25 protein-coding genes and 1 pseudogene are annotated in these 26,209 nt (G+C 69.4%); 11 read left to right on the forward strand and 15 right to left on the reverse strand.

All coding sequences use genetic code 11. The annotated features are described in order from the left end of the window. Positions 1-352: 352 nt before the first annotated feature. A complete protein-coding gene (locus IL992_RS03280; protein ID WP_193201829.1) occupies positions 353-733 on the reverse strand; it encodes a hypothetical protein in 381 nt (126 codons plus the stop codon). A 1,395-nt stretch (positions 734-2,128) separates the two neighbouring features. On the opposite strand from IL992_RS03280, the gene IL992_RS03285 reads away from it, so the two are divergent. Continuing rightward, on the forward strand, positions 2,129-2,926 hold the full coding sequence (locus tag IL992_RS03285; protein WP_193201830.1) for a hypothetical protein: 798 nt from the start codon (positions 2,129-2,131) through the stop codon (positions 2,924-2,926). 160 nt (positions 2,927-3,086) lie between these two features. Here the strand turns inward: IL992_RS03285 and IL992_RS03290 are convergent, their stop codons facing one another. Then, positions 3,087-4,193 carry a phosphotransferase gene (locus tag IL992_RS03290; protein ID WP_226872294.1) on the reverse strand — a complete coding sequence of 369 codons (1,107 nt, stop codon included), beginning with the start codon at positions 4,191-4,193 and terminating at the stop codon, positions 3,087-3,089. Between the two features lie 154 nt (positions 4,194-4,347). Between IL992_RS03290 and IL992_RS03295 the strand changes: the two genes are divergently transcribed. Beyond that, a complete protein-coding gene (locus IL992_RS03295; protein ID WP_319018304.1) occupies positions 4,348-4,929 on the forward strand; it encodes a TetR/AcrR family transcriptional regulator in 582 nt (193 codons plus the stop codon). 9 nt (positions 4,930-4,938) lie between these two features. Here IL992_RS03295 and IL992_RS03300 read toward each other — a convergent pair whose 3' ends face one another. Together IL992_RS03300 and IL992_RS03305 are read right to left on the reverse strand one after the other, a co-directional pair. Continuing rightward, on the reverse strand, positions 4,939-5,538 hold the full coding sequence (locus IL992_RS03300; RefSeq protein WP_193201832.1) for an SMI1/KNR4 family protein: 600 nt from the start codon (positions 5,536-5,538) through the stop codon (positions 4,939-4,941). A 144-nt stretch (positions 5,539-5,682) separates the two neighbouring features. Then, positions 5,683-6,027 carry a MerR family transcriptional regulator gene (locus IL992_RS03305; RefSeq protein WP_193201833.1) on the reverse strand — a complete coding sequence of 115 codons (345 nt, stop codon included), beginning with the start codon at positions 6,025-6,027 and terminating at the stop codon, positions 5,683-5,685. A gap of 118 nt (positions 6,028-6,145) precedes the next feature. On the opposite strand from IL992_RS03305, the gene IL992_RS03310 reads away from it, so the two are divergent. Next, positions 6,146-6,949 (forward strand): aminotransferase class IV family protein, encoded by an 804-nt coding sequence (locus IL992_RS03310; RefSeq protein WP_193201834.1) that lies wholly within the window; start codon positions 6,146-6,148, stop codon positions 6,947-6,949. A gap of 96 nt (positions 6,950-7,045) precedes the next feature. On the opposite strand, the gene IL992_RS03315 is transcribed toward IL992_RS03310, so the two are convergent. Beyond that, positions 7,046-7,957 carry a helix-turn-helix domain-containing protein gene (locus IL992_RS03315; protein ID WP_193201835.1) on the reverse strand — a complete coding sequence of 304 codons (912 nt, stop codon included), beginning with the start codon at positions 7,955-7,957 and terminating at the stop codon, positions 7,046-7,048. Between the two features lie 127 nt (positions 7,958-8,084). Then, positions 8,085-8,636, reverse strand: a complete 552-nt coding sequence (locus tag IL992_RS03320; protein ID WP_319018305.1) for a DinB family protein — start codon at positions 8,634-8,636, stop codon at positions 8,085-8,087. Positions 8,637-8,732: 96 nt separating this feature from the next. On the opposite strand from IL992_RS03320, the gene IL992_RS03325 reads away from it, so the two are divergent. Next, positions 8,733-9,686 (forward strand): helix-turn-helix transcriptional regulator, encoded by a 954-nt coding sequence (locus IL992_RS03325; RefSeq protein ID WP_193201837.1) that lies wholly within the window; start codon positions 8,733-8,735, stop codon positions 9,684-9,686. A gap of 3 nt (positions 9,687-9,689) precedes the next feature. Here the strand turns inward: IL992_RS03325 and IL992_RS03330 are convergent, their stop codons facing one another. Beyond that, positions 9,690-11,960: an LLM class flavin-dependent oxidoreductase gene (locus tag IL992_RS03330; protein WP_193201838.1), complete on the reverse strand. Its 2,271-nt coding sequence runs from the start codon at positions 11,958-11,960 to the stop codon at positions 9,690-9,692. Between the two features lie 91 nt (positions 11,961-12,051). Here IL992_RS03330 and IL992_RS03335 point away from each other — a divergent pair, with 91 nt between their 5' ends. Then, on the forward strand, positions 12,052-12,579 hold the full coding sequence (locus IL992_RS03335) for a MarR family winged helix-turn-helix transcriptional regulator (RefSeq protein WP_193201839.1): 528 nt from the start codon (positions 12,052-12,054) through the stop codon (positions 12,577-12,579). Between the two features lie 34 nt (positions 12,580-12,613). Here IL992_RS03335 and IL992_RS03340 read toward each other — a convergent pair whose 3' ends face one another. Next, the gene (locus tag IL992_RS03340) at positions 12,614-13,066 is read right to left on the reverse strand and encodes a MarR family winged helix-turn-helix transcriptional regulator (protein WP_319018307.1); all 453 of its coding nucleotides are present in this window, start codon (positions 13,064-13,066) and stop codon (positions 12,614-12,616) included. A gap of 92 nt (positions 13,067-13,158) precedes the next feature. Here IL992_RS03340 and IL992_RS03345 point away from each other — a divergent pair, with 92 nt between their 5' ends. Beyond that, complete coding sequence (locus tag IL992_RS03345; protein ID WP_193201840.1) at positions 13,159-13,617, forward strand: SgcJ/EcaC family oxidoreductase; 459 nt, start codon at positions 13,159-13,161, stop codon at positions 13,615-13,617. A 40-nt stretch (positions 13,618-13,657) separates the two neighbouring features. Next, complete coding sequence (locus IL992_RS03350) at positions 13,658-14,284, forward strand: NAD(P)-dependent oxidoreductase (RefSeq protein WP_193201841.1); 627 nt, start codon at positions 13,658-13,660, stop codon at positions 14,282-14,284. A gap of 44 nt (positions 14,285-14,328) precedes the next feature. On the opposite strand, the gene IL992_RS03355 is transcribed toward IL992_RS03350, so the two are convergent. Continuing rightward, on the reverse strand, positions 14,329-14,775 hold the full coding sequence (locus tag IL992_RS03355; protein WP_193201842.1) for an Lrp/AsnC family transcriptional regulator: 447 nt from the start codon (positions 14,773-14,775) through the stop codon (positions 14,329-14,331). 93 nt (positions 14,776-14,868) lie between these two features. Here IL992_RS03355 and IL992_RS03360 point away from each other — a divergent pair, with 93 nt between their 5' ends. Beyond that, on the forward strand, positions 14,869-15,717 hold the full coding sequence (locus tag IL992_RS03360; RefSeq protein WP_193201843.1) for a TIGR03619 family F420-dependent LLM class oxidoreductase: 849 nt from the start codon (positions 14,869-14,871) through the stop codon (positions 15,715-15,717). Further along, on the forward strand, positions 15,714-16,139 hold the full coding sequence (locus IL992_RS03365; RefSeq protein ID WP_193201844.1) for a nucleoside deaminase: 426 nt from the start codon (positions 15,714-15,716) through the stop codon (positions 16,137-16,139). Before IL992_RS03360 ends, IL992_RS03365 begins: the two co-directional genes overlap by 4 nt. Before the next feature lie 9 nt (positions 16,140-16,148). Here the strand turns inward: IL992_RS03365 and IL992_RS03370 are convergent, their stop codons facing one another. The 4 genes from IL992_RS03370 to IL992_RS03385 all read right to left on the reverse strand — a co-directional run bounded on the left by IL992_RS03370 (position 16,149) and on the right by IL992_RS03385 (position 18,372). Further along, the gene (locus tag IL992_RS03370) at positions 16,149-16,697 is read right to left on the reverse strand and encodes a dihydrofolate reductase family protein (RefSeq protein WP_193201845.1); all 549 of its coding nucleotides are present in this window, start codon (positions 16,695-16,697) and stop codon (positions 16,149-16,151) included. A gap of 117 nt (positions 16,698-16,814) precedes the next feature. Further along, positions 16,815-17,324, reverse strand: a complete 510-nt coding sequence (locus IL992_RS03375; protein WP_319018308.1) for an NUDIX hydrolase — start codon at positions 17,322-17,324, stop codon at positions 16,815-16,817. Positions 17,325-17,403: 79 nt separating this feature from the next. Continuing rightward, positions 17,404-17,952 (reverse strand): dihydrofolate reductase family protein, encoded by a 549-nt coding sequence (locus tag IL992_RS03380; RefSeq protein ID WP_193201846.1) that lies wholly within the window; start codon positions 17,950-17,952, stop codon positions 17,404-17,406. Positions 17,953-18,138: 186 nt separating this feature from the next. After that, complete coding sequence (locus IL992_RS03385) at positions 18,139-18,372, reverse strand: hypothetical protein (protein ID WP_193201847.1); 234 nt, start codon at positions 18,370-18,372, stop codon at positions 18,139-18,141. Positions 18,373-18,573: 201 nt separating this feature from the next. Here IL992_RS03385 and IL992_RS03390 point away from each other — a divergent pair, with 201 nt between their 5' ends. Together IL992_RS03390 and IL992_RS48190 are read left to right on the forward strand one after the other, a co-directional pair. Continuing rightward, complete coding sequence (locus IL992_RS03390; protein WP_193201848.1) at positions 18,574-22,857, forward strand: nSTAND1 domain-containing NTPase; 4,284 nt, start codon at positions 18,574-18,576, stop codon at positions 22,855-22,857. A 462-nt stretch (positions 22,858-23,319) separates the two neighbouring features. Then, on the forward strand, positions 23,320-25,710 hold the full coding sequence (locus tag IL992_RS48190; RefSeq protein ID WP_193201849.1) for a discoidin domain-containing protein: 2,391 nt from the start codon (positions 23,320-23,322) through the stop codon (positions 25,708-25,710). Here the strand turns inward: IL992_RS48190 and IL992_RS47480 are convergent. Together IL992_RS47480 and IL992_RS48875 are read right to left on the reverse strand one after the other, a co-directional pair. Continuing rightward, the gene (locus tag IL992_RS47480) at positions 25,698-25,820 is read right to left on the reverse strand and encodes a hypothetical protein (protein WP_264294893.1); all 123 of its coding nucleotides are present in this window, start codon (positions 25,818-25,820) and stop codon (positions 25,698-25,700) included. The genes IL992_RS48190 and IL992_RS47480 overlap by 13 nt on opposite strands. A gap of 19 nt (positions 25,821-25,839) precedes the next feature. Beyond that, positions 25,840-26,127, reverse strand: a pseudogene (locus IL992_RS48875) (SMP-30/gluconolactonase/LRE family protein); the annotation flags it as partial. Positions 26,128-26,209 lie beyond the last annotated feature (82 nt).

A 26,209-nucleotide genomic window follows, 5' to 3' on the forward strand; every position in this document is an offset into this window, starting at 1 on the left:
GGCCGCCCAGAGAACTATCCGTGATAGTCGGCTCACCGCGGCGCGGATGCAGTCGAACGGTCGTCCTGCTCTGACCTTCCAGCTCAGGAAAGATGGCCGCTATAGCAAACGGTGCTGAGGGCGTCGTTAGCCCCATGCTCATCACTCCGATCACAAGGACAACGTCGTGATGGCACACCGTAGGGCAGAGGGCCGACAAGGTGGAATCCCTGGCCACGACTGCGTTCGCCGGGCCATTAAGCAGGGTGACGAGGGGGCAACCGCGGTCACTCATGACCGGTCTCGCACGCAGGTCAGCGACTCTACGGGCCGTGATCCATGCAATTCCCAAGCTGGCAGGCCCGATTCGACATCACTCGCGCGCCTTCTGCTCCTTCCACCACGTCAGATCCGCCTCCCAGTTCGTCGGCTCAGCCCACTGCTGAGCACGCCTGATGATCTCGTCTGGAAGTCGTACCGAATGTTCTCCTACGTAGTGGGCCAACCCCTGTGGCCATAGGAACACGCCATCTGTGAATTCCAGGCTTCCGTTGGTCTTGTCGCAAATCCGGCATAGCGAGAAGCCGGCTGTGGTATAGGGAGCGCGCTGACCACTCTCGAGGTATAGGGCGACCAGGTCGCGTTCTTCGGGACTCCAGCCAGGATCGACCCAGTCTTGCGGCCGAGGCAATTCCGGAGCGTCGGGGCTCCACCAATAGCCGATCAGCCGGAGTTGGGTATGGGAATCTGACATGCGTTGATCGTTGCATGTCGTGCCCAGCCGGCCCTTCCGGGACAGGTGCTCGCGTGCCCGTTGCGTGCCCGATGGGGCGGAGATCAAGGGGGAGCGGCGGGGAGCCAGGGGGAACACAATCAGTCGCCCCAGCAGCGAACATGCAGACCAACCATGATCGGCTTACGTGTTTGCAAGCAGGAAGTCAGGGGTTCGAATCCCTAGGCTCCACCCCACATCAAAGGCCACCTCCCATGATCAAGAAGTGGCCTTGGTGGTCTCGTACAGCAGAAATGTACAGCTACCTGTTCAACGAGGTGGCGTAGGGGCGAGCAAGTCCAGGACCATGGTGCCGTGGCATTTCTCCGCATGCTGGCGCTTGGCCTTCTCTGTGGTGTTCTAGCTGTGCCGCTTTTGTGGCTTCAAGGTGGCGGCGGCTTCGAACACGCACGGCTTGCAGCCCTGATGGCGTTGGCCATGGGCCAGTTCGTGACTGTGCCGCCCGGGATGGTGGTTGGCTCCGTCCTTGTCGCTACGAGATCGTGGACACCTACTCCTGGCTATGTTCTGGGGGCGATCACCACCATCTTTGGAGTGATCGTCGCAGTGCAGGCTTCGCTCACGATGAGCTGGGTCGACGGGCGACCTCCCGGGTTCGGCGATCCAGATGGCGAGGTTGCTGTGGCGTCCCTTGCCTTCTTCTCTGGAGGGATCACCGCTCTTGTTGGGATCTCTATCATCGTGATTCGTTGGCTTGGGGGGGATTCGCGTGAGCGGCGCCGTCAGTTCAGAGAGCCTCGCGGAGGTACCGCAGGGGAAGATGTGGGTCTTTGTCTCATGTCGGAGGCCGTTCCTCGTGACTGAGGAGTGGGCTGCGTCGGCGGAGAAGACTGTTATGAGTCCAGATGATCACCGAGCTTCTTGAGCGCTCGGGCGTGTCTCCTCTGACGAGACCTCGCTGTAGATGTTCATCGTGACGGAGATCTGGCTGTGCCGAAGGATCTGCATCGCCATGCGTGGGTGAACGTCGAGTGACCCTGGATCTGCCGGCCGACCGTCATCTCCGCCTGGTCCAGGTCAATGTCTTAGGCCCAGAGGTCGTATGCGGCCAGTACGAACGCCGGCTACGAGAGTGGGCCAGGCATCAGGCAGCCGATCGGTAGGTCTGCGGGATCTGCACAAGATGATCTCTCTCCTCGGGTGACCTCGGACGCCTGGCTCAGCAGGTCAAAGCCCTGGAAAGCCGGAGAAGTCTCCTTCACTTCTAATCCGATCGCCTCTCGCGACATGTCTGGGGGCGATCGACGATTCGGGGGCGTCGTTTCTCAGCCTCGGTGGTTTGGGGACCTCTTCAGCACCTGCAACTCCACTGTGATCTTTGATGCGCAGACTGGGCTCATCGGACAGGGAGGGCCTGTGAAGCGTCTTGTCGCCAGCATGGCGGTTGTTGTGTTGTCTGTACTGGGGGTGGTGACCCCCGCCCATGCGGTCACGGATCCAGTCGCCATGCTCAAAAGGCACCTTGTCCTCAATCATGGTGTACAGATCTCCAGTGTCTGGAAGATGGACCAGGGCGGAGCATCGATCAAATACCGGCATACCGGTGACCTGGGCTTCGATGCGTCTGGAGTAATCACCTTCGATCTCGCCGGTCAGGCCAAAGTCGAGAACAAAGCGAAAGACATCTTCGTCGGAACGAGCGAGGAACCCACCCGCTCCATCGCCGTTGACAACGAGACCTACATCACCGGTGCCTATGACCACCTTCTGCCTGACGGTAAAATCTGGGCGCGAATCACCGGGCCCAAGGGCACTGTCGCTGCTCGGCACTACTCCCTCCTCGACGTTCTCGACCCGGCCACGCTGAAGGCCGTGCTGGCTACGGCGAAGACCAAGGCGCCCGGCATGGAGCTTGATGGCGTGAAGACCACGCTCTATACCGGCGTGATCACGGCCAAGCAGGCGTCTCCCGGCGCCAGGATGTCTGCGAAGGAGGGCGCGCAGCGGATCGGCTGGCGCTTGTGGATCGGCTCCGATGGTTTGATCAGGCGACAGATGACCACTACGACCAAGAAGATCAAAATTGGCAGGAGGGCCGCCAAAGAGCTTCTGAGCGAAGACATCTACTACCGCGGCTGGGGATCTGAGGTGATCATTACTGCGCCACCGGCCGAGGAAGTCTGGGACCTCAAGTCCCCCGTTCTGACGCCTTAGTCGAGACCTCGCAGCGAAACAGCCGTTGATCAGCGACTTGGGGTGGGGTGCCCCTGTCCGCATCGCAGCGTGCGGCAGTCGGGCCGCCCGCCGTTACGCCACCGCCGGCACGAACGCGTCCCGCCGCATGGGACGTCGCACCGCCATCCGGACCGCAGGGTCAGTCTCGGCTGGATTCGAGATAGCCGGTGAGATAGGTCAAGGATGCGGCGATGTCCTCACCGATGCCGTGCGGCCGGCGCAGCTCGTCGACGAAGATGGCGATGTCTGCGAGCCGCCACCAAAGCGGATAGAGAGCGAGGCCGGCCGGTGAGACGGTCCGGCCGGTGGCCCGGGTGTAACGGACGAGTACGTCCTCATCGCCAACCGGATTCCTGCCGAGCATGCGGGCGAGGGCGGGGGTGAGCATCCACAGGTCCCGCTCCGGCGGAGCGATCTGCACGGTGCCCCAGTCGATGAGCCGCAGTCCAGCCGGGGTACGCATGATGTTCCCGGGGTGCGGTTCGCCGTGCGTGACCACCCACACCGCCGCGGTGTTTCGTACCTGGTCGACCCGCCGATCGAACTCGGCGAGCAATCGTTGGACTTGCCCGGCATGGACGGACAGCAACTTGCGGGCCGGCTCGGCATAAGGCCCGCCGGTCCACTCTCGATCGAGGTCCCGCAGCGCCTCCTCCAGCTTGTCCCGTCCGGGCAGCACCAGGTCAGCCCGCGATGTGGTGTCCGCGACGATCGGGGTTGCCTCGTGCAGCTCGGCCAGCAGGTCGATCACCTCGACACGGTCCTCGGGCCGGTGTACGCCGAAGTGCCCAGCGGCACCCGCCACCATTGGAAACACCGACAGGGCGTATCGCGAGGTCAGCCGCCAGATCGCGGCGTCGGTCGTCGTGGTCGGAATCGGCGCAAGGACGAAGTCGAGCCCCGCATCCCGGTGCAGCGCCAGGGCGGCACCGAAGGATCGGCCGAGCCGGTCGAACGCATCATCACGTCTTGCGTCCTCGACGCCGAGGTCGTCCACCTTGATGAACCACGCCGTCCCACGTTGATCCACCATCGACCAGTGGTAACTGCCTGCGCCCACCGGAAGGTACTCGACCGAGTGGGGCTCTATGCCCCAGCCCTCGGTCAGTGCCTCCACCAGTTCGGCCTCCGCCAGACCTGCCGGTTTATCCCTCATACGCCGGAATTCTGTCTCACTCACCCCAGGGCCACAGATCACTTCAGAAGTCACATGCAAGACCTCGGCCTCGCCGTACTCGGAGAACATAAGACAGATCCGTTGAATGGTTCTCCTCCTCAGGCGGCGCCCATGCGGATGGGGCCTGGTCCAGGCGTTTCAAACGAAGCCGGAAGTACGCGAACCGGTCCCATGGTCCGGTAACTTCCGGTCCGTTGGTCCATATATGCGAGGAGGTGTGGCTGTGACCGAACGCGCCGATGCCGCCCGCAACCGCGCAGCCGTACTGACCGCCGCGGAAGCGCTCTTCCAGCGAGAGGACCTCGAGCATGTCAGCCTGGCCCGCATCGCCCAGGCCGCCGGCGTCGGCAAGGCCACGGTCATGCGCCGCTTCGGCGACCTGCCGGGACTGGTCGAAGCGCTCATCGCGCCACGCGTCACCGCGCTGCAGAATCGTGTGCGATCCGGGGAACCTCCACTAGGACCCGGCGGAGATGCCGGTGTACGGCTCCACGCCTACCTCGATGTCCTGTTCGACTTCGTCTTGGACAACCGCACCCTCATCCGCGCATTGGAGCACTACGGGCCGCACGCCTACTACGCCAATCCCGCCAGCCAGTTCTGGATCGACGAACTCACCGACCGGATCCATGCCGCCCGGCCCTCCGTCGATGCCGGTTACCTCGCTCACGCCGTCTTCACCGCACTCCGCACCGACGTCATCGACTATCTTCGCCGGCATCAGCACATGGACACCGAACGCATTCGGGCGGGCGTGCACGCCCTTGCCGATCCGCCGGACCTCCGGCCCGGCCTGCACCCCTGAGCGCCGAAGTCAGTGCCGGAGGCCGCGAGTCCATCGGATGTACCAGTCGAGGAAGGGCACCGGTTCCGTCCATCCGCTGTGCGGGAAGCCCCAGCGATCGTGATTGAGCCAGGGGGCGGACGGCCACCAGTACATGTTCTCGGCCCAGCCCATCTCCGTCATCCAGACCGTGCCGGCGAGGTCGCCGTTCATTGCCAGCATGCTGATCCAGGTGCAGCCGTGGGAGCAGAGGAGCATGGTCCCGGGCATCGGTTTGCCGGACCAGAGGATGGGTTCGGTGCCCTCGGCCGCGAGCTGTGGCAGGCGGGCCACGTCGGTGCGACTGATCGGGAAAGGAGCTGAAGCGGAGACCGCGGCTTCCGGTTCCTCCGCGAACATTCGCTGCTCGTGGAGAGTCTCGTCGGTGATCCACTCCAGGTTGAGCATGGGGCCAGGGCGGACACCGGGGCCGAACTGAAGGAGGAACGAACGGAACTCCTCCGGCAGAGGCGCCCCCACGACGCCTTCGAGTGCCTGTACTTCTGCTTCGGACAGGGGTGCGATAGCCGACAGGTTGGTGAGCTGGGCGAGTTCTTCGCCCAGCTGGGCCAAGCCGACCTCTGATCGCATGCCCTCCTCCTTGCGCGCTACCGAGGGAGTTTCAGCGTGCGGCAGCGCCGAGCGCATTCGGCTAGCCAAATTCTGGCTAGTCGACTTACCGCGAGCGATCGCGACCGCCCGGCGTCGTCGCGGAGCTGGTCATGCGGCGACGGCTCAGGGGCGTGCCAGGTAGCCGGCGAGGGCGCCGCGGCTGCGTTGGAGGTTGTCGATACGCTCATCCATGGCCGCCAGTTCCCCGTTCAAGATGTCCCACAGCTCTGCGCACCACTCGAAGTCCGGGCGCTCGCCGCGTGCACACGGCAGCACGGAACGGATCACCTCGGTGGACAGGCCGGCCTTCAGCAAGGCACGGACCTGCCGCACTGTGACCACGGAGTCCTCGTCGTAGTGACGGTAGCCGTTCCGACCACGCCTGGTGTCAAGCAATCCCTGCGCCTCGTAGTAGCGCAGCAGCCGCGGGCTGACCCCGGTACGCCGGGCCAACTCTCCGATCAGCATGCGACCCGCCCACCCGAAGTTGACCTTTTCATTGGTGTGAGGCCATAACGTCGCCCCATGGGCGGACATTCCGTGCGGTTGTCCGCATCCAATCCATCTCGCACTGCTGGAGTGATGTATGTCCTCTTATGTTGCGCAACGTAATGGCCACCCGGCGAGCGCGGAAGAGTTGGCGCCGCTCGCCTTCGCGGGCTATGCCCACTTCACCGCCATGCAGGTACGTGGAGGCCAGGTCCGAGGCCTCGACCTCCACCTGGAGCGGCTGCGATCCGCCTCCGTGGAACTGTTCGGCCGGGCGTTGCCCGACGACCGAGTACGGGCCTGTCTGCGGGCGGCGCTACAGGCCGGTCCAGCCGACCTTTCGCTGACAGCCACGATGTACCTCCCACCGGGCGAGTTCACGGTGGCGGGGGCTCATTCGGAGCCCGAGTTGCTGGTGCGGACCGGACCCGCCGCGTCCGGTCCGCAGGGTCCGCTCGCGCTCGCAGTGGTCGAGTACGAACGGGTCCTCCCGGCCGTGAAGCATGTCGGCGAGGTAGCGAAGACCTATTTTCTCCGCCAGGCCGTTCGGCAGGGCTTCGACGACGCTGCCTTCGTCGATCGGCGGGGCCGGCTGAGTGAAGCGTCGATCTGGAATCTGGCCTTTTGGGATGGCACCGCCGTGGTGTGGCCTGAGGCCGAGGTGCTGAGCGGCATCACGATGGGTATCGTCCGCCGGCAATTGGACCGGCTCGGTGTGCCCCAACGCGTCCAGGAGGTCACGGTCGCGGACCTGCCGAGGTTGGCGGGGGCTGTGGTCATGAACTCATGGACTCCGGGGGTGGCGGTGCATCGGATCGGCTCTGTGTCCTTGCCCGAAGCGTCATCCTTCGTGCAGGTGCTGCACCGGGCCTACCAGGCCGAACCGCTCACCTCGCCGTAGGGGCCGGTCCGGCCGTTCCCTGACCACCCTCCGGAAACGGCCGATCTGCTCCGACCTCGCCGCCCCCGCGCGATCCATCCGGCGGGGGCGGACGGCTCAGCTGTGGGCGCGGATGGCGGCGATCAGCCAGGTGAATGCGGGCATGGCCGACGGAGCGGGCTCACGGCCGTTGAGCACGGCGATCAGCTGCCAGTAGCGCTCCACCCGGGCGTCGGCGACGGTCTCAAGCCACCGATGCAGTTCGCTTCGTTCATCGGCAGGCATGCCGGGCTTGATGATCTGGTTCAGCACCGACCGGCCTTCGGCCGAATCCGGTGGGATTGATTCGGCTATCGCCCGGTTGGCGTGCTCCAGGGTCAGTGACCGGAGCTCATAGCCGTAACGCGACGCCACCGATGAGGCACCGGTCAGTGCGATCTGCCGGAGCCGTTGCCGGAAGTCCTCGCCGGTGACCAGGTCGCTCAGCTCGATCCAGGCGTCCACCTGGCCTGGCGTCGGATCGTCCGGCAGCTCATCGGGCAGCTCTCGCATCCACTTCGCGACCACCTTGGCGTCGTCGTCCAGCGTGATCCCCGAGAACGTGTCGTCGATGAACTCGTCGATGACCTGCCGCCGCTGAGCGGCGGACAGTTGGGCGAGTTTGTGCGTCATCATCGTCTCCTCGGTTGTGCCGCCGCGCTCGGCGATCGTGCGCAGCACGGCACGGCGAAGCTGCAGAGCCTTGATCTCCGCGTCCAGCGCTCGGGCGTGCACCTCGGCCACCTCGGCCACCGTGGCTTGTCGCGCCAGGATCTTCTGGACGGCCTCCAGCCCGATACCGAGTTCGCGCAGAGCCCGGACCAGGTCGAACCGGGCCACGGTGGCGGCGTCGTAGAGCCGGTAACCGCCGGCCGACCGGTCGGTGGGTGCTATCAGGCCGCTGTCGGACCAGAAGCGGATGGTGTGAACCGAAAGACCGGTACGCCGAGCGATCTGGCCCACGGTGTAAAGCTCTGCTCCGTCACTCACGAGGACGAGCCTGCACCTTCGAGCTACTCGAAACTCAAGACAATTTCACGCCACCGGCACGCCCGGGCCTTGGCTCGGGGAGGATCCCCGCGCTCTTGGGCGGATCGGTTGCTGCGGGCCTCGCGAGTCAGCCCATGCTCTTGGCGCCGTCCAGGGACTCGCGGATGATGTCGGCGTGGCCGGTGTGCTGGGCGGTCTCGGCGATGATGTGCATCAGCACCCGGCGGGCCGACCATCGCGCGCCGGCCTCGAACCACGGGGCCTTCGGCAGCGGCTGGGTCGCGTCGAGGTCGGGCAGGGTGGCCACCATCTCGTCCGTACGGCGGGCCACCTCGGCGTAGTCGGCCAGCACACCGGCGAGTGTCTCGCCGGGCAGCATCCGGAACTGGTCGGCCCACCGGGCCCAGTCGGCCTCGGTCATGGTCGTGGCGTCGCCCATCGCCGACGGGCCGTTCATGATGAAGTCGGCCCAGTTCCGCTCGACCAGGGTGACGTGTTTGATCAGGCCGCCCAGGCACAGCTCGCTGGCCGTGGTCCGCTGCCCGGCCTGCTCGTCGGTGAGGTCGCGGGTGGTGAAGCGCAGGAAGTGCCGGCTCTTGGCCAGCGCCGCCAGCAGGTCGGCGCGTTCGCCGGTGATGGCCTGCGCGTCTGTGAGGTCGCGAGTGGTCGTCTCGTTCACGGTCTCCGCCTTCCGTTGTTCCGCTCGTCGGTCAGGAACCACGCTAGGAGTCATAGCGGTCACTTTCTGGCCTGAATCGACGAGAGAATCCGGAACATGGCGAACACCAGCACCCGGACGCTGCGGCTGCTCTCCTTGCTCCAGACACACCGGTACTGGCAGGGCACCGAACTGGCCGAGCGGTTGGGAGTCTCCGTCCGCACCCTACGGCGGGACATCGACCGGCTGCGTGAGCTGGGTTATCCGGTCGAGGCACAGCGCGGAGTCGACGGCGGCTACCAGCTCGCCGCGGGCGCCGCACTGCCGCCGCTGGTCATCGACGACGAGGAAGCGGTCGCCCTGGCCGTGGGACTGCAGACCGCCGCTCAGGAGGCGGTGGAGGGCATCGCCGAGTCATCGGTGCGGGTGCTGGCCAAGGTGGCGCAGGTGATGCCGGCCCGGCTGCGGCACCGGGTCGAAGCCCTGCGCACGATGACCGTAGCCGCCGGGTGGGGCGGCCCGGCCGACGCGGGCGTCGACCCGGATGTGCTCACCGCGATCGCGCTGGCCTGCCGGGACCGTGAACAGCTCCGCTTCACTTACCAGGCGGCCGACGGCAGGCAGACCGACCGGCACGTCGAACCGCATCGGCTGGTCTGTCTCAGCCGCCGCTGGTATCTGGTCGCGTACGACCTCAGCCGGCACGACTGGCGAAGCTTCCGGGCCGACCGGCTCACCGCGCCGGAGGGCACCGGCTCCCGGTTCCGCCCACGGGACCTGCCCGCCGCCGACGCCGCCGAGTTCGTCCGTGCCGGCCTGAAGAACCTGCCTCATCCTTACCGGGTGGAGGTGCTTGTCGACGCTCCGGCCCCCACGGTGCGCGAACGGATCGGCCGCTGGTGCACCGTCGAGGAGGTCGACGCCGAGCATTGCCGGATCCGGACGACCACCCACTCCCTGGATTGGCCGACCATGTGGCTGGGCATGGTCGGCGTCGACTTCCGCGTCGTCGGCCCGCCCGAACTGGTCGACCAGATCCACAGCTGGGGGGCCAGGTTCCAGCGGGCCTGAGGCTCAGTCGTCCGCCGGTTGGATGGGGAAGTTCGCGCGGAACACGTTGTCCGGGTCGTAGGCGCGTTTGACCTGCCGCAGCCGGGCGAGGTTGGCTTCGCCGAACGCGTCGAGCAGCCGTTCTGGCCGGGTGTCGGTGTCGAAGGACAGGTAGAGGCCGTCGGTGTACGGCGCGACCTCGGCGTCCCACGCGGCATCCAGGGCCGACTGTGCGGCGCCCATGGCGGTCAGCACGAAGTTCTGATGCCGATGCGGATAGGCGGTCGCGTCGGGAGCGAGGTCGTGCGATGCCCCACCGGTGGCGCGTATCTGCAGGAAGTAGGACAGTCCGGTGTGCGCCATCCTCTCGAAGGCGCGGCTCACGTCCCCGTCGAGGTGGGCGACCAGGCCGGAGCGTACGGCGGGGCTCCCGCCGCCGGTGTGGTGCCTTTCTGCAGGCTGCACCACGCCCGAATAGGGCAGCACGTATCCCTGGTGCCCCAGCAGCGGGCCGGCCTCGGCGAGCCGTTCGAGCTCGCTCACCGCGGCCTCGGTGTCCGCGCCGGCGTACACGGTCATGAGCTGGGCGACCGCGTCCTGACCGCGGCGCGCCGGGGAGAGGATGAGGAAGCTCGTCAGCTCACGCGGGGCCTTCTCCACCGCGGCGCCCCAGCGCTGGAGGAGGCCGGCCGTGTCACGGGCGTCCAGGGCCATCTGGGAGAAGACGACGTCGCCGAGCTCCATCGCCTCGATCTCGACCCAGGTGACCACGCCGAGGTTGCCGCCGGCGCCGCGCAGGCCCCAGAACAGGTCGGGGTTCTCCTCTCGCGAGGCGTGCAGCACCCGCCCGTCCGCGGTCACGACCTCCGCGGCGACGACGTGGTCGATCGTCAGGCCGAATGTGCGCCCGAGCAGGCCGATGCCGCCCGTCGTCGCGAGGCCGCCCACGCCCACGCCGCCGAAGTCGCCCGAACTGATCGCCCATCCGTACGGCACCAGGGCCTCGGCGACCTCGCCCCAGGTCGCGCCCGCGCCCAGCCGCACCCGGCGTGTGGCCGGATCCACGACCTCGACGGCGTTGAGCGCACCGAGGTCGAGGACGATGCCGCCGTCGTTCGTGGAGCGGCCGCTGATCCCGTGCCCGCCGGAGCGTACGCCGAGTGGCACGTCCTGGGACCGGGCGTACGCGAGCCCCTCGACGACCTGGCCGACGGTTCTGGGCCGCAGCACCAGGCCGGGGGACCCGGCACGCAGGTAGTTGTGCCGCACGGACTCGTAGGCGCGGTCGCCGGGCTCGACGGCGTCCGCCGCGAGGCTCGCCGGGACCTTGTCGTAGTCGATCCCGTCGCGGCGCAACGCGATCGCGGCGGCTCCGCGGCGGGCGGTCGCGGGGACGGTGCCGGTGGCCGCCCGTTCGCGCGCCACCGCGTCCCGTACGGCCGGAGCGATCTCCTCGCCGTACACCCGGATGAGCCGCGGGTCGTCCGAGCCCAGGACGAACGTGCCGATGCCCTCCTCCAGGGCCAGAGCGGTCAGCTCCTCCACCCACTGCTCGACCGGCCCCTGCAGGAAGCCCTGACGGGCCTCGGTGACCGCGCCATTGATGTTCAGCAGGCGGCGCACCTGCGCCGGTTCGCGCCCGGCCTCCTCGGCGGCCTCGTCGATGATTTTGTTGCCGCGCCGCAGGTCGCCGTCCTTGAGGTAGGCGAGCGAGGGCAGCCAGCCGTCGGCCTCGCGCGCCACCAGGCGCAGCATCCGCGGCTTGTAGGCGCCGATCCAGATCGGGATGTCATGCGCGGGGGCCGGGCCGCGCTTGGTCCCGGCCACGCGGTGGTGTTCGCCGTCGACGCGCAGGATGCGGCGCTTACGCACGTCCCAGATGCCGCGGATGATCTCGATGGCCTCTTCCAGCGCGGTCACGGACTCGGCCGGCGTCAGGCGGGTGCCGCCCATCGATTCGATCGCGTCCCAGAAGCCGCCCGCGCCGATGCCGAGCGCGAACCGGCCGCCGGAGAGCAGGTCGAGCGACGCCGCGGCCCGGGCCAGCACGGCCGGCGGGCGCAGCGGCAGGTTCAGCACGTTGCCCGAGACCGTGATCCGCTCGGTCCGCGCGGCCACCCAGGACAGCAACGTCCAGGTGTCCAGGAACCCCGGCTGGTACGGATGGTCCTGGAACGTCACGAGATCCAGCCCGGCGGCCTCGGAGACCTGGGCCAGCCGGACCGGCCCCTGCGGGTCGTGGTTCTGCGGGGTGAGGAACGTGCCGAAGGCCAGTTCGTGGCCGTAGTCCGTCATGCCGGGCCTCTCCGAGAAGTAATCTGTGGAACAGACGATATGCGGCACAACTTATCGAAGCATCATCGTATTCCGGGCTAGAGTGGACGATGTGACCACCCTCGAACCAGCCGTCTCCCCGCCGTCGTCATCGCAGGGTGCGTCATCGCACGGCTCCGTGCTCGGGTGGTCGCTCACCGTGCTGCTGCGGGAGTGGAGCGCACGGGTCGAGGACGCTTCACGCGACCTGCCGCACGGCGTGCGCGGCTACCAGGTGCTCTCCGCGGTCGTGCACGAGGCTCCGCCCACGCAGGCCGCGCTCGCCGCCCGCCTCGGCATCGACCGCACGGTCATGACCTATCTGCTCGACAAGTTCGAGGGGTGCGATCTCCTGGAGCGCCGGCAGGACCCGTCCGACCGCCGGGCGCGGCGCATCGTGCCGACCGACCACGGCCGGCGGGTCCTCGCCGAAGTGGACGCGCGTGTCGCGCAGGCCGAAGAGGAACTGCTCTCCACCCTCCCGCCCGAGGACCGGCGTGTCCTCCGGGCGCTGCTGGAGCATGCCGCGACCGGGGCGGCTCCCGGCGAGGACCGCTGCGCCGCCGTCGCGAGACCGGCCGGACTGACACAGGAGCCGTGACCCGGTCCGGCGCGTCCCGGCCGGTAGACGTCCGTCAATCGGTCCGCTTGCCGTGGAGCTCCGCGGTGGCCTCCAGGTACGCGTCGGCGGCGCGTGCGAAGTAGTCGAACAGCACGGCCTGCTGCTCGGACGAGTAGCCCTGGACGATGGCGCCGATCTTCTGGCGGGCCGGGGCCAGGGCCTCGTCGAGGCCGCTCGGGCGGGCGACGAGTTCGACGATGACCTTGCGGCGGTCGTCCGGGTCGGGCGCCCGGCGCACGTAGCCCGCCTGCTCCAGGCGGTCGATCAGCCGGGTGGTGGGCCCGGTGGTCAGGCCGGTGCGCCGGCCGAGCTCGCCGGGGGTCATCGCGCCGCCCAGCCCCAGGATGTTCAGCGCGTACAGGTCGGTCGCGCCCAGGCCGACGGCCTTGGCGCCGGCGTGACCGTGCAGCATCACGGCGCTGAGGTAGCGCCGGTACACCGCTCCCGCGTTGTCGAGTGTTGACACGTGCCGACTCCATCCCTAATCTCTTCCTTAGAGAAGAGAAATCTTCGAAGAAGCAAATGCTTCAAAGAAGCTATCACGAGAGGGTAGGGCTCATGAACGCCTCCATCGCCGCCGACACCGCCGCTGTCACCGCCGTCCTGGACCGTCTCACCGCAGCCTGGAACGCCGGAGACGGTGCCGCCTACGGCGCCGAGTTCACCGCGGACGCCACCTACATCACCTACGTCGGCACCCTCTACGTCGGCGGCGCCGAGATCGGCAGCGCCCACCAGGCGCTTTTCGGCAGCTTCCTCAAGGGCACCCGGCTCGCCTGCGAGATCGTCGGCATCCGCTTCACCGGCCCGGACACCGCTCTGGTCGTCACCCGCGGGGACGTCCACAAGGGCAGGCCCGGCAAGCTCGGCAAGATCCAGACCTACACGCTGGTCCGCCAGGCGGACGGCGACTGGAAGGTGGCCGCCTTCCAGAACACCAAGCACAAGGCCCTCATGGAGGCCATCTCGTTCCGGGCGCAGCCCGCCACCAAGCCCGCCACCAGGCCCGCCGCCTGACCGCCCAAGCCCGCCGAAGCCCATTGGACCGGAGGACCCCATGGCCCATCTCGCCGTCGTCGGCGCCACCGGCCGCACCGGCCGCCTCGTCGTCGAACGCGCCCTGGCGGCCGGGCACCACGTGACCGCCGTCGCCCGCCGCCCCGAGAACCTCGACCTCGACCATCCGCGCCTCACCCGCCGCGCCGCCGACGTGCTCGACCCCGGCGCGCTCCGCGACGCACTGGCCGGACTGCACATCGTGGTCTCCGCGCTCGGCTCGGCCGGGCGCGGACCCACCACCGTCTACTCGGCGGGGACGGCCGCGATCGTCGCGGCGCTGCCGCCGGACGCCCGTCTCCTGGTGATCTCGTCCGCCGGTCTCGCGGTCCCGGCGGACGCCGGACCGGGAGCCCGGCTGCTCGGACGCGTCCTGCATCGCCTGATGCGGGATACGTACGCCGACATGGCCCGGATGGAAGAGCTGCTCGCCGGGAGCGGCCTCAGGTGGACGGCGGTGCGGCCGACCGGGCTGACCGACCGGCCGGGCACGGGCCGTCCGCGCGTCTCGATCGGCGCGACCGGGCGTGTCGGCAACCGGACCTCCCGTGCCGATCTGGCCGCCTTCGTGGTGGACCGCCTCGATGACCCGTCGACCTTCGGCCGTCCCGTCGCGGTCTCGTCCTGAGCGCCGACGGCCGTGGCTCGGGACCCTCGCCTACCCGCGCGATGTCACGGGGCGTGCGGTCCCCGGTACGGGAGGGTCTCGCTGTAGACGATGTTGGTGGTGGTGCTGCCGAACTGCGCGAGCTCGTCCACCACCTTCTCCAGGTGGGCCATGGAGGTCGCGGCGACCTTGAGCGTGTAGCAGTCGTCGCCGGTGGTGCGCAGGCACTCCAGGATCTCCGTACGCTCGCCGAGCAGCCGGTGCAGCGGCTCGTGCCGGCTGCCCGGATATTTCAACCGCACCACGGCGAGTACGGCGTATCCGGCCTTTCCCAGGTCGACGACCGCGCGGTAGCCGCTGATGACGCCGGCCGTCTCCAGGCGCCGCACCCGCTCGGTCGTCGCGGAGGCGCTGAGGCTCACTCGCCGGGCCAGCTCGGTGAGCGGCACGCGGCCGTCGCGCTGCAGCTCGGCCAGGATCGACCAGTCCGTCGCGTCAAGACTCTCGGCCATCGGCCGAATATACCGTGGAATCCACGGCGAAACCGTCCCTTAACAGGGACTTCTTTCTTTCAGACGGCCTGATCGCCTGAATACTCTGGTCCGGTGAAACTAGGCGTCAACGTCCCGAACTTCGGGCCGGGCACTCGCCCCGCCGCGCTGCGCGGCTGGGCCGAGACGGTGGAGGGGCTCGGGTTCGACCTGCTCATGGTCTCCGACCACGTTGTGGTGACCCCCGACGTGGCCGAGCAGTATCCCGCGCCGTTCTACGAGCCCTTCACCACGCTGTCCTGGCTCGCCGGGATCACCACCAGGATCAGGCTCGGCACCACCGTGCTGATCCTGCCCTACCGGCACCCGCTGCTGACCGCCCGGATGGCGGCCAACCTCCAGGAGCTGAGCGGGGGACGGCTGGTCCTCGGCGTGGGCGTGGGCTGGGCCCGGCAGGAGTTCGAGGCGCTCGGCGTGCCGTACGGGCGGCGCGGGGCGCTGACCGACGAGCACCTGCGGGCGATTCGCCTGGCCTGGCAGGACGAGGAGGACTACCGGGCCGGGCACATTCCGATCTGGGTCGGCGGCGGCAGCGACGCCGCTCTCCGCAGGGCGGTGCTTTTCGGTGACGCGTGGCACCCGCTGCGCTTCACCCTCCCGTGGCTGGGCGAGCGGGTGGACCGGCTCGCCGCCGTCGCGGAGAGCCTGGGGCGTCCCGCACCCGTGCTCGCCCCGCGCATCCTGCTGCGGCTCACCGGCACGCCGGTGACCGGCGAGGGACGCCGGGCCGGTGAGGGCACCCTCGATCAGATCATGGACGACCTGGAACGGCTGCGCCTCCTGGGCGCCGAGACCGTCCTGCTCGACCCCTTCTGCGGGGACCCCGATGAGACGAACCATCCGGAGACGGCGTGGCACCTGCTCGAGACAGTGGCCGCCGCTTACAGCAAGGAGCATTCATGACATCCGACGACGAGAAGTTCCTGCGCAGGGCGATCGAGCTGGCCGCCGAGGCACGAGTGGGCGGCAACCCGCCGTTCGGCTCCCTGCTGGTGGGCCCGGACGGCGACGTGCTCGCCGAGGAGCGCAACACCTCGCTCACGGAGGCCGACATCACCGCTCATCCCGAGCTGAAGCTCGCGCGCTGGGCCGCCCGTGAGCTCGGCCCGGCCGCCGCGGCCGGTGTCACCATGTACACGAGCTGCCAGCCGTGCGGCATGTGCGCCGGTGCGATCGAGCGCTCCGGACTCGGCCGGGTCGTCTTCGCGCTCTCCAGCGATCAGCTGGGCGGGCTCAAGCCGCCGGCCGCCCCGTCGTCCTTCCGGCAGGAGGGGCCGGCGCTCTTCGACGAGGCGCGCGTACCCGTCGAGGGCTACTACGTCTGACGCACGCCGTCAGCCGGCGTCGGGGACGTAGCTCAGGTTGAGCACGCCGGTCTTGAACGTCTCGGATTTCACCAGCTTCAGCTTGTGCGTCGGGGTGTCCTCGAACAGCCGCTGCCCGTGGCCGACGACGATCGGGTGGACGAGCAGGTTCAGTTCGTCGAGCAGCCCGTTGGCGAGCAGCCACCGCACGGTCGTCGCGCTGCCGGACATCTGGAGGTCGCCGCCCTCGATCTGCTCCTTGAGCTCGCGCAGCCTGGCCGCGACGTCGCCGTTGACGACGGTGGTGTTGTTCCAGTCCGCGTTCTCCAGGGTGTTCGACACGACGTACTTGGGGGCGTTGTTGAAGGCCTCGGCGATCTCCGGGTCCTGGTCGGTGGTCGTCCAGTAGGCGGACCACTCCTCGTACAGCGTGCGGCCCATCAGCATCCCGGCCGAGTTCTGCATGCCCGCCTGGACCACGGCGCCCATCTCGTCGTTCCAGTACGGGAAGTGCCACTGGTCGGGCGACTCCACGACGCCGTCCAGGGAGATGAAGAAGTTCGCGACGATCCTGGCCATGGCTCCGCTCCTTTTGCCGTATGACGATGGCTTTTTGCCGTATGACGGTGGCTGCGAATGGGAGATTAGGCGGGAACGCTCGCCCGGGTCTTGTACAGAAACGACACGGCCCGGCGGCTACGGTCGGCGTAGCCGCCAGAGCATGTAGGCGGCGATGGACGACGAGTCGCTGACGGCGCCGTCGAGGATCATCTGCTCGAACTCGGTGCGGTGCACCCACCGCTGGCGCATGTCCTGCTCGGTGTGCTCGCGGCGAGGCTGGCCTCTGGTGAGGCCGGTGGCCACGTAGACGTGCAGCCCCTGGTCGGTCATCCCGTGGGCGTTGTCCATGCGCCCGAGATAACGCAGCATGCCGGCCCGAAGCCCGGCCTCCTCCACCAGCTCGCGCCGGGCTTCGTCCTCGCGGGTGTCCGCCTCGGCCGTCCCCTGGGGGAAACTCCACGAGCGGCGGCCGATCGGGTATCGGTACTCCTCCACGATGTGGAAGCCGTCGTCCTCTTCCGGCACGATCAGGACGAAGTCGGGCTTGACCACGTATCCGTACAGGCCCGGAGAGCCGTCAGGGTGCTCGATCGCGTCCTCTCGGACCGTCATCCACGGGTTGCTGTAGACGATTCGAGAGGACACCTGCCGAATTACGGGCTGCGCTTCGGTCACGTGGCCGGATACTACCCACGCTCCGGCTGGGCTTCGGCGGCCGCGGCGGTCACTTCTCCGCGGGCTGGTAGGCGAGAGACAGCACGCCCGTCGGGAAGGTCTCCGAGGACGTGAGCGTCATCGGGATCTCCAGGCCGTCCTCGAACAGGCGCTGCCCCTTGCCCACCACGATGGGGTGGACCAGCAGCCGGAGCTCGTCGAGCAGGTTGTGCCGCATCAGCGAGCGGACGAGGTTCGTGCTGCCGCTGATGCCGATCGTCCTGCCAGGCTGCCGCTTGAGCTTGGTGATCTCCTCGACGAAGTCACCCTTGACGAGGGTGGAGTTCTGCCATTCGACCGTGTCGAGGGTCGAGGAGACGACGTACTTGCGGATGTTGTTGATGAAGCCGGCGAAGGGGTCGTCCGCGTCGCTCTTGCCCGGCCAGTAGGCCGCCCAGCTCTCGTACATGACCCGGCCCATCATCATCGCGTCGGCCTCGGACATCAGCGCGCCGACGGCCGCGCCCATCTCCTCGCTGAAGTAGGGGAAGTGCCACTGGTCGGGCGCCTCGACGACGCCGTCCAGGGACATGAAGAAGCTGGCGACGATCTTGCTCATCTGGATCTCCTCCGTCTCGCGCTTGCGTGACTCCAGACTCGCACCCGACGAGTGGAACTGTCAAGACAATAATTTTTGTCGGTTGGCCGGGTGTGGGCCAGGGTGGGGTATGCCCCTGCCGATACCCCACCTGTCCTCTTCCCGCAGGACGGCCGCCGGTGCGGTCCGCGCCCGTCGGTCGCCGGGTCAGGCCCAGTTGCGCAGCCGGATCGAGAGCCACCCCTCCGTGCTGTGCGGCTCGAGCACCCCCGTCGAGCACGAGATCAGTGGAGGGGCGTTGTCGCAGGTGCGGGTGCGCCGTACGGCTCCGCCGAGGCCGGCCCGGCGACCAGCACCGTCCCCAGGAACGCCGACGCCACGGTTCCCCCCCGCCGTCAGCCGCCGGAACGGGATCCGCGTTCCGCTTCCGCCTGTGGTCATTGTGTCTCCTCCCGGATCGGGATCGGGTCGGAACGAGCATCGGACGGGTCGGTATACGAGGCGTATAGCCCCTGGTGGGAGCATTCGCCGCCCGGCGGACGGCCTCCGATCGGCCGAGAGCCGCCGCCTGACTGGATGATTGACAAATCGGGCGATGATCCTGGATTCTTCACTCCGGTGTCCGACAGAGGCGGAATCCGAGTGGAATTTCACGTCCTGGGGCCGCTCAGCGTTTCTCGCGGTGGGCACCTGGTCCCTGTCGGCGGAGCGCCGAAACTCCGGCTCACCCTGGCCGCGCTGCTGTCGAAGGCGGGCCAGCCGGTGTCCGTCGACTGGCTGATCGCCGCCGTCTGGGGCGACCGGCCGCCCGCGTCCGCGCGGCGCAACATCCACCTCTACGTCCACCAGTTGCGGCGGGCGTACGGCGCCCACGTCCTGCCCGGACGGCCGGGCGGCTACGCGATCATCCCCGACGCGCTCGACGCGGCGCGGTTTCGCGGCCTCGCCGCGCAGGCAGGCGCGGCCCTGGACCGGGGAGACCTCGAATCCGCTCGGGACGGGCTTCGTGCGGCGCTGGACCTGTGGCGAGGGCCGGCGTTCGCGGAGTTCGCCGACTGCGCGCTCGTCGCCGACGAGGCCCGGCGGCTGGAGGAGTCGCGGCTCGTGGTGCACGAGCGGCTGGCGGAGGCCGAGCTCGCGCTGGGCCGGCACGCCGAGGTGGCCGCCGAACTCGCCGACCTCACCAGGGAGCATCCCTACAGGGAGAGTCTGCACGCGCATCTCATGCTCGCGCTGTATCGGTCCGGGCGTCAGGTCGAGGCGCTGGAGGTCTTCCGCGGGACCCGCGACGTCCTGAACGCCCAGCTCGGCATCGAACCCGGCCCCGTGCTCCAGCGTCTGCACGAGGCGATGCTCCGGGGCGACGAGGACCTCCTCCCCGCCCTGGCCCCGCCCCCGGAGGCGGAGCGGCGCAAGACGGACGACTGCCCCTACCGGGGCCTGATGGCGTTCCAGCCGGAGGACGCGGACTGGTTCTTCGGCCGTTCCCACCTGGTCGACCGGCTCCGCGAACTGGTCGACCGGCTGCCCGTGGTCGGCGTGTTCGGCGCGTCGGGGAGCGGCAAGTCGTCCCTGCTGCGCGCCGGCCTGCTGGGGTCCGCCTCCGGCGGGCACGGTGTCTCAGGCGGGCACGGTGTCTCAGGCGATCACGGTGTCTCAGGCGAGCACGGCCAGGCGGCACCCTGGCGGAGCCTGCTGATGACGCCGGGGGAACACCCGCTGGACGCGCTGGCCGACGTGGTGGCCAAGGCGTCGGGCGGCGACCCGGTGGCGCTGCGCGACGACCTCGCCCGCGATCCGGATGCGCTGGCCGCCGCGCTCGGCGGCGCGCCGGAGACCCGCCTGCTGCTGGTGGTGGACCAGTTCGAGGAGATCTTCACGCTGTGCGCCGACGACGGAGAGCGCCGCCGGTTCGTCGAGGCCATCCTCGGCGTCGCCCTCGGTGCCGGCCGCCGCGTCGTCCTCGTGCTCGGCGTCCGCGCCGACTTCCTCGCCCACCTGACCCAGCACCCCGCCCTGGTCGAGGCGCTCGGCGGCGAGGCCCAGATGCTCGTCGGGCCGGTGTCGTCGCCGGACCTCCAGGAGATCGTCGTACGGCCCGCCGCCCGGGCGGGGCTCACCGTGGAACCCGACCTGCTGGCCACGGTGCTGGCCGATGCCGCCGAGGAGCCGGGCAGCCTGCCGCTGGTCTCGCACGCGCTGCTGGAAACCTGGCGGAACGCCACCGGCGCGAGGCTCACGCTGGCGGCCTACCAGGCGGCCGGGGGCGTACGCGGGGCCATCGCGCAGAGCGCGGAACGGGTCTTCGGCGAGTTCGCCCCGGCCGAGCGCCAAGCCGCCCGCAGGATCTTCCTGCGGCTGACCGCGCTGGGAGACGGGACGGAGGACACCAGGCGTCCCATCTCCCGTACGGAACTCGTCGGCGTGGCCGACCCCGACGTCACCGCCCGCGTGCTCGACCGGCTCGCCGCCGCGCGGCTCGTCGTCCTCGCGGAGGAGACGGTCGACGTGGCGCACGAGGCGCTGATCAGGGCCTGGCCGCGGCTCCACCGCTGGCTCACCGACGACCGCGAGAACCTGCTCGTTCACCGGCGGCTCACCGACGCCGCGCAGACGTGGCGGGAGCTGGACCGCGACCCGGGAGCCCTGTATCGGGGCGCCCAGCTTCTCGTGGCCGGAAGCTGGGCGGAGGACCACCCGCAGGAGCTCAACGACATCGAAAGCGCCTTCCTGCGGGCCAGCCGCGCGCTGGAGGACAGCGAGCGCGCCGCGGCGCGGCGCCGCACCCGGTTGCTGCAACGCCTGCTGGCCGGGATGGCCGCGCTCTTCCTGCTCGCCCTGCTCGGCGGCGGCGTCGCCGTACGGCAGGGCAGGGAGGCCGGCCACCAGCAGGTGGTCGCCCTGTCGCGGCAGCAGTCCCTGCAGGCCCGATCGCTCCTCGCCACCGATCCCGATCTCGCCGGCCTGCTGGCGATCGCGGCGTACCGGCTCGACCCGGAGGCCGAGACACGGGGCGCCCTGCTGAGCGTGTCGGCCGCCGTGCGCCGCCGGATCGAGCTCAACGTGGAAGGGCCCGCGGTGTTCGGGCTGGCGTTCAGCCCGGACGGGTCGCGGCTGGCCGCGGCCGGCACCGACGGAGCCGTCGGCCTCTGGGACCTGCGCACCCGCACCCGCGTCGCCACCTTCCCCGGGCCGCTGCCCCGGACGGGACCAGGGGAGATCCACGCCAGGGCCGCGGCGTTCAGCCGCGACGGCAGGCTGCTCGCCTCCGTGGTCAGGGACGCCGCGCTCGAATCGAGCAGGGGCGTGGTCGTCGTGTGGGACCTGGCCTCCCGCAGGCCCGTGTTCCAGCGGCAGCGGGACAGGCTCACCGACGCGATGGCGCTGAGCCCCGACGGGACGAGGATCGCCGTCGGGGTGGGCAAGGGCGCCGTCGAACTGTGGGACCTGCGCGACGGGAGCATGCGCACGCTGAAGGGACGCCGGGAGGAGGTCGTGGCTCTCGCCTTCAGCCCCGACCAGGCGTTCCTGGTGTCGACCACGGGCGGGACCGAGAAGCCCATCGTGTGGGACGCCGCCTCCGGGGCGAAGCTCGCTGCGCTCGACGCCGTGAACGTCCACAGGCTGGGCTTCGATCCCGCCGGTGGAATCCTCGCCACGGGATCGTCGCACTACGGTGTGCGGTTCTGGCGGATCGCTCACCGTCGTGTGACTCGCCTGCCGGGGCTGCCCAAGCGGTCGCCGTACACCTGGGACATGTCGGCTCCGGTCGCCGGCCGGATCGCCGTCGCCGACGAGGACGGCCTGATCACGATCTGGGATGTGGCACGACGGCAGCCGGTCGAGACCTACCAGGACAGGAGCCGCACCGAGACGCTGTCCCTCGCCCTGAGCGCCGACGGCTCGATGCTCGCCTCGGCCGGGCTGGGCCGGACCATCGTGGTCCGCGAGCACGCCGTTCCCCCGTTCAGCGGACACAACCAGGCCGTGAACGACATCGAGATCAGCCCGGACGGCCGGCTCGTCGCGTCGGCGAGCAGTGACAGGACCGTCCGGCTGTGGGACGTGCGCGGAAACCCGATCGCCACGTTCGGCGACCATCCCGATCACGTCAGGGCCGTCGCCTTCAGCCCGGACGGCCGCCTGCTCGCGACCGTCACCCGCAGCCACACGCTCACCCTCTGGGACGTCGGCAGCGGACGGAGGCTCGGAACGGCCGCGTACCGGGGGCTCGGCGCGTCCACCGACGTCGGTTTCGATCCGCGCGGGCGCTTCCTCGTCGCCACCGCGCTCGGCCGATTCCGCTGGGATGTCCGCGATCCGGGCAAACCGGTCGAGGTGCCGATCCCGGGCGGTTATCTCGTCTCGGCGCTGGCGTTCAGCCCCCGCGAGCCGCTGCTCGCCACCACAGGTCCCGCCGGCGACCTGGTCGTCTGGGACCTCGCCCGTAACCGGGAGGTGCGCGCCCTCAGGACCAGGCAGGGCTCCGTGCTCGACGTCGCCTTCAGCCCGGACGGCAGGTCGATCGCCACGGCGGGCGCCGACCGCACCGTGAAGTTCTGGGACACCAGGACCGGGGCGTCGTACGCCACGCTCGCCGGCCACACCGCCCCCGTCCAGGCCCTCGCCTTCAGCCGGGACGGCCGTTCGCTCGCGTCCGCGGGGGACGACCGCACGATCATGGTCTGGGACCTCGCGACCGGAAGGCCGGCGGCCACGCTGACCGGGCACACCGCTCCGATCAGGGGTCTGGCCTTCACCGCGGACGGAGACCTGATCTCGGGCGGGGAGGACGGCAGGATCATCCGGTGGGAGTTGCGGCCCGGCCCGCTCGTGGGGAAGCTCTGCGAGGAGATCGGCCGCGACCTCACCCGCGCGGAGTGGGCCGCCTACTTTCCCACGGTGGACTACCGGCCCACCTGCTGAAGGCCACGGTGGCCCTGGAACCGCCCCCCTCGCCTTTGTGACACTGCCGGGCATGACAAGCCGGCCTTCCTTCGCCGATCTCCGCCGCAGGCTCACGCATGTCCGCTGGATAGCCGGCGGCGCCGGAGCCGGCAAGAGCACCGTCACCCGGGCCCTGGCCGAACGGCATGACGTGCTCGTCTACGACGGCGACCGGTTCGCCGATCCCGCCCGGGCGACGGCGACGAGATCGCCCAGTCCGAGGCTGGGGTCGAGCGCAACCGTGCGCAAGACTCCTGCAAGCCTCGGCGCAAACCACCGCAAGATTTTGGCCTATTGCACGAAGAAGTCGGGCGCGGTAACCATTACGGCAAGCGGTCCGCCGGACGGAAACGGCCCGGGCCGCTCCGTGCCTCCTGGCGTCCCCGGTGCTTCCGGAAGGACGGCGCGGTCAGCGAACGCTGCCCAGCATGAGGAGTGCACGTGCCGTTCTCTCGCCGTACGTTCATCACGTCCGTGGTCTCCGGATCCGCCCTTGCCGCGGTGTCGTCCAGTCAGCTGGTGTCCGCGCTGACCTCCGCCGCGAGCGCGGCGAGCGGCCCGGGCGACGTGGTGGGCAAGATCACGGTCGGCTACCAGGGCTGGTTCGCCTGCCCGGGCGACGGAGCTCCCATCAACGGCTGGTGGCACTGGAGCCAGAACTGGTCCCAGGCGCCCTCCCCCGGCAACACCGCCATCGTGGCCTGGCCCGACATGCGGGAGTTCACCCACGCCTACCCGACCGCGTACGGCAACCTCGGCAACGGGCAGCCCGCCACGCTCTTCTCGTCGTACGACCAGCAGACCGTGGACACCCACTTCCGCTGGATGCGGGACAACGAGATAGACACGGCCGCTCTGCAGCGCTTCAATCCGAACGGCGGCGAGGGCGCCACGCGCGACGCGATGGCCGCCAAGGTGCGCGCCGCCGCCGAGGCGTACGGCCGCAAGTTCTACGTCATGTACGACGTGTCCGGCTGGACGAACTTCCAGCCCGAGATCAAGACCGACTGGACGACCAAGATGTCGGCCCTGACGGCCTCCTCTGCGTACGCGCGCCAGAACGGCAAACCCGTCGTGGGCATCTGGGGCTTCGGGTTCAACGAGGACAAGCATCCGTCCGACCCGGCGGCCTGCCTCGACGTGGTCAACTGGTTCAAGGCCCAGGGCTGTTACGTGATGGGCGGAGTGCCCACCTACTGGCGTACCGGTGTGGAGGACTGCCGGCCGGGGTTCATCGACGTCTTCAACGCCCTGAACATGCTCTCGCCGTGGATGGTCGGCCGGATCGGCAACGCGGCCGACTCCGACCGGTTCTACGCCAATCTCAACGTTCCCGACCAGGCGTACTGCGACGCCCACGGCATCGACTACCAGCCGTGCGTGCTGCCGGGGGATGTGAAGTCGCGGCAGCGCGCGCACGGCGACTTCATGTGGCGGCAGTTCTACAACATGGTCCGCGCCGGGGCCCAGGGCATCTACATCTCGATGTTCGACGAGTTCAACGAGGGCAACCAGATCGCCAAGACCGCGGAGAACGCCTCGATGATCCCGGTGGGCTCCGGTCTCCTCGGCCTGGACGAGGACGGCACGGTCTGCTCGTCGGACTACTACCTGCGGCTCACCCGCGACGGCGGCCGGATGCTCAAGGGCCAGATCGCGCTCACCTCCGTACGCCCGACGCCGCCCGTCGTCGGCGGTGGCGGCGACACCAACCTGGCGCGGGGGAAGGCGACGTCGGAGAGCGGGCACACGCAGAACTTCGCCGGCGGCAACGCGGTGGACGGGGACGCGAACACCTACTGGGAGAGCCCGAACAACGCGTTCCCGCAGTGGGTGCAGGTCGACCTCGGAGCCGCCGCCACGGTCGGGCGGGTGGTGCTGAAGCTTCCGCCGTCCGCGGCGTGGGCGGCCCGTACGCAGACGTTGTCGGTGCAGGCGAGCACGAACGGCTCGTCGTTCACCACGGTCGCCGGGCCTGGCGGCTACACGTTCGACCCGGCCTCCGGCAACACGGTGACGATCACCGTGCCGCCCGCCACGGCCCGGTACGTGCGGATCACGGTCACCGGCAACACCGGCTGGCCCGCCGCCCAGATCGGCGAGCTGGAGGTGTACGGCACGGCGGGGGACCGTGACACGAAGTCCCCCACCGCACCGGGCAACCTGACCGTGACCGCGAAGACCGCCACCAGCGTCTCGCTGTCGTGGTCGGCCGCGAGCGACGACACCGGCGTGACCGGCTACGAGGTCCGCAGGGGGAGCACGGTCGTGGCCACCGTCCAGGGCACCGCGCACACGGTGACCGGGCTCAGCCCGGCGACCGCGTACACGTTCACGGTCACGGCGCGGGACGCGGCGGGCAACGTCTCACCCGCCTCGAACAGCGTGTCCGTGACCACCGACGCGGACCGGAACACCAACCTCGCGCGGGGGAAGGCGACGTCGGAGAGCGGGCACACGCAGAACTACGCCTCCGGCAACGCGGTGGACGGCGACGCGAACACCTACTGGGAGAGCCCGAACAACGCGTTCCCGCAGTGGGTGCAGGTCGACCTCGGAGCCGCCGCCACGGTCGGGCGGGTGGTGCTGAAGCTGCCGCCCGCCACGGCATGGGAAAGGCGTACGCAGACACTGTCGGTGCAAATCAGCACGAACGGCTCGTCGTTCACCACGCTGGCCGGGCCTGGCGGCTACACGTTCGACCCGGCCTCCGGCAACACGGTGACGATCACGGTGCCGCCCGCCTCGGCCCGGTACGTGCGGATCACGGTCACCGGCAACACCGGCTGGCCCGCCGCCCAGGTCGGCGAGCTGGAGGTCTACTCCGGGTAGCGGGACAGGACGGCGGCGCGGGCCGGTGGAGCGGTCACCCCCGCGTCGCACGTCCACAACGCCCCGTCGGCCGGTGCCGGGTCGGCGAGGCCGTACCCGCGTGAGGTCACCAGCAGCCGTGTCCCGTCCTCGCCGGCCGATCGCCACGGACGACGGCTGCCGGCACGGCAGGTGCACCACCCGGTCGACCTCGCCGTACGGGCTGACGCGCAGGACGCGGGACTGGCCCCAGACCGCCGTCCAGAGGAAGCCCTCGTCGTCCACCGTCATGCCGTCAGGGCTTCCGCTGTCCAGGCGCATGAGCGGTTCCGGGGCGCCGAGCGCCCCGGTGCGCGTATCCAGGGGATAGGCGCTGACGACGCCGCGTGCGCTGCCGGCGAGATAGAGCCGCGTGCCGTCCGGGGAGAACGCGGGCCCCCGCGCCGGGTCCCGGGGAGACCTCGTACAACGCGCCGTCGAGGATGTCCACGACGACCCACCGGTCCCCGAGCCGACGGGC

It is taken from the genome of Microbispora sitophila (genome assembly GCF_014892245.1).
Classification (GTDB): Bacteria; Actinomycetota; Actinomycetes; order Streptosporangiales; family Streptosporangiaceae; genus Microbispora; species Microbispora siamensis.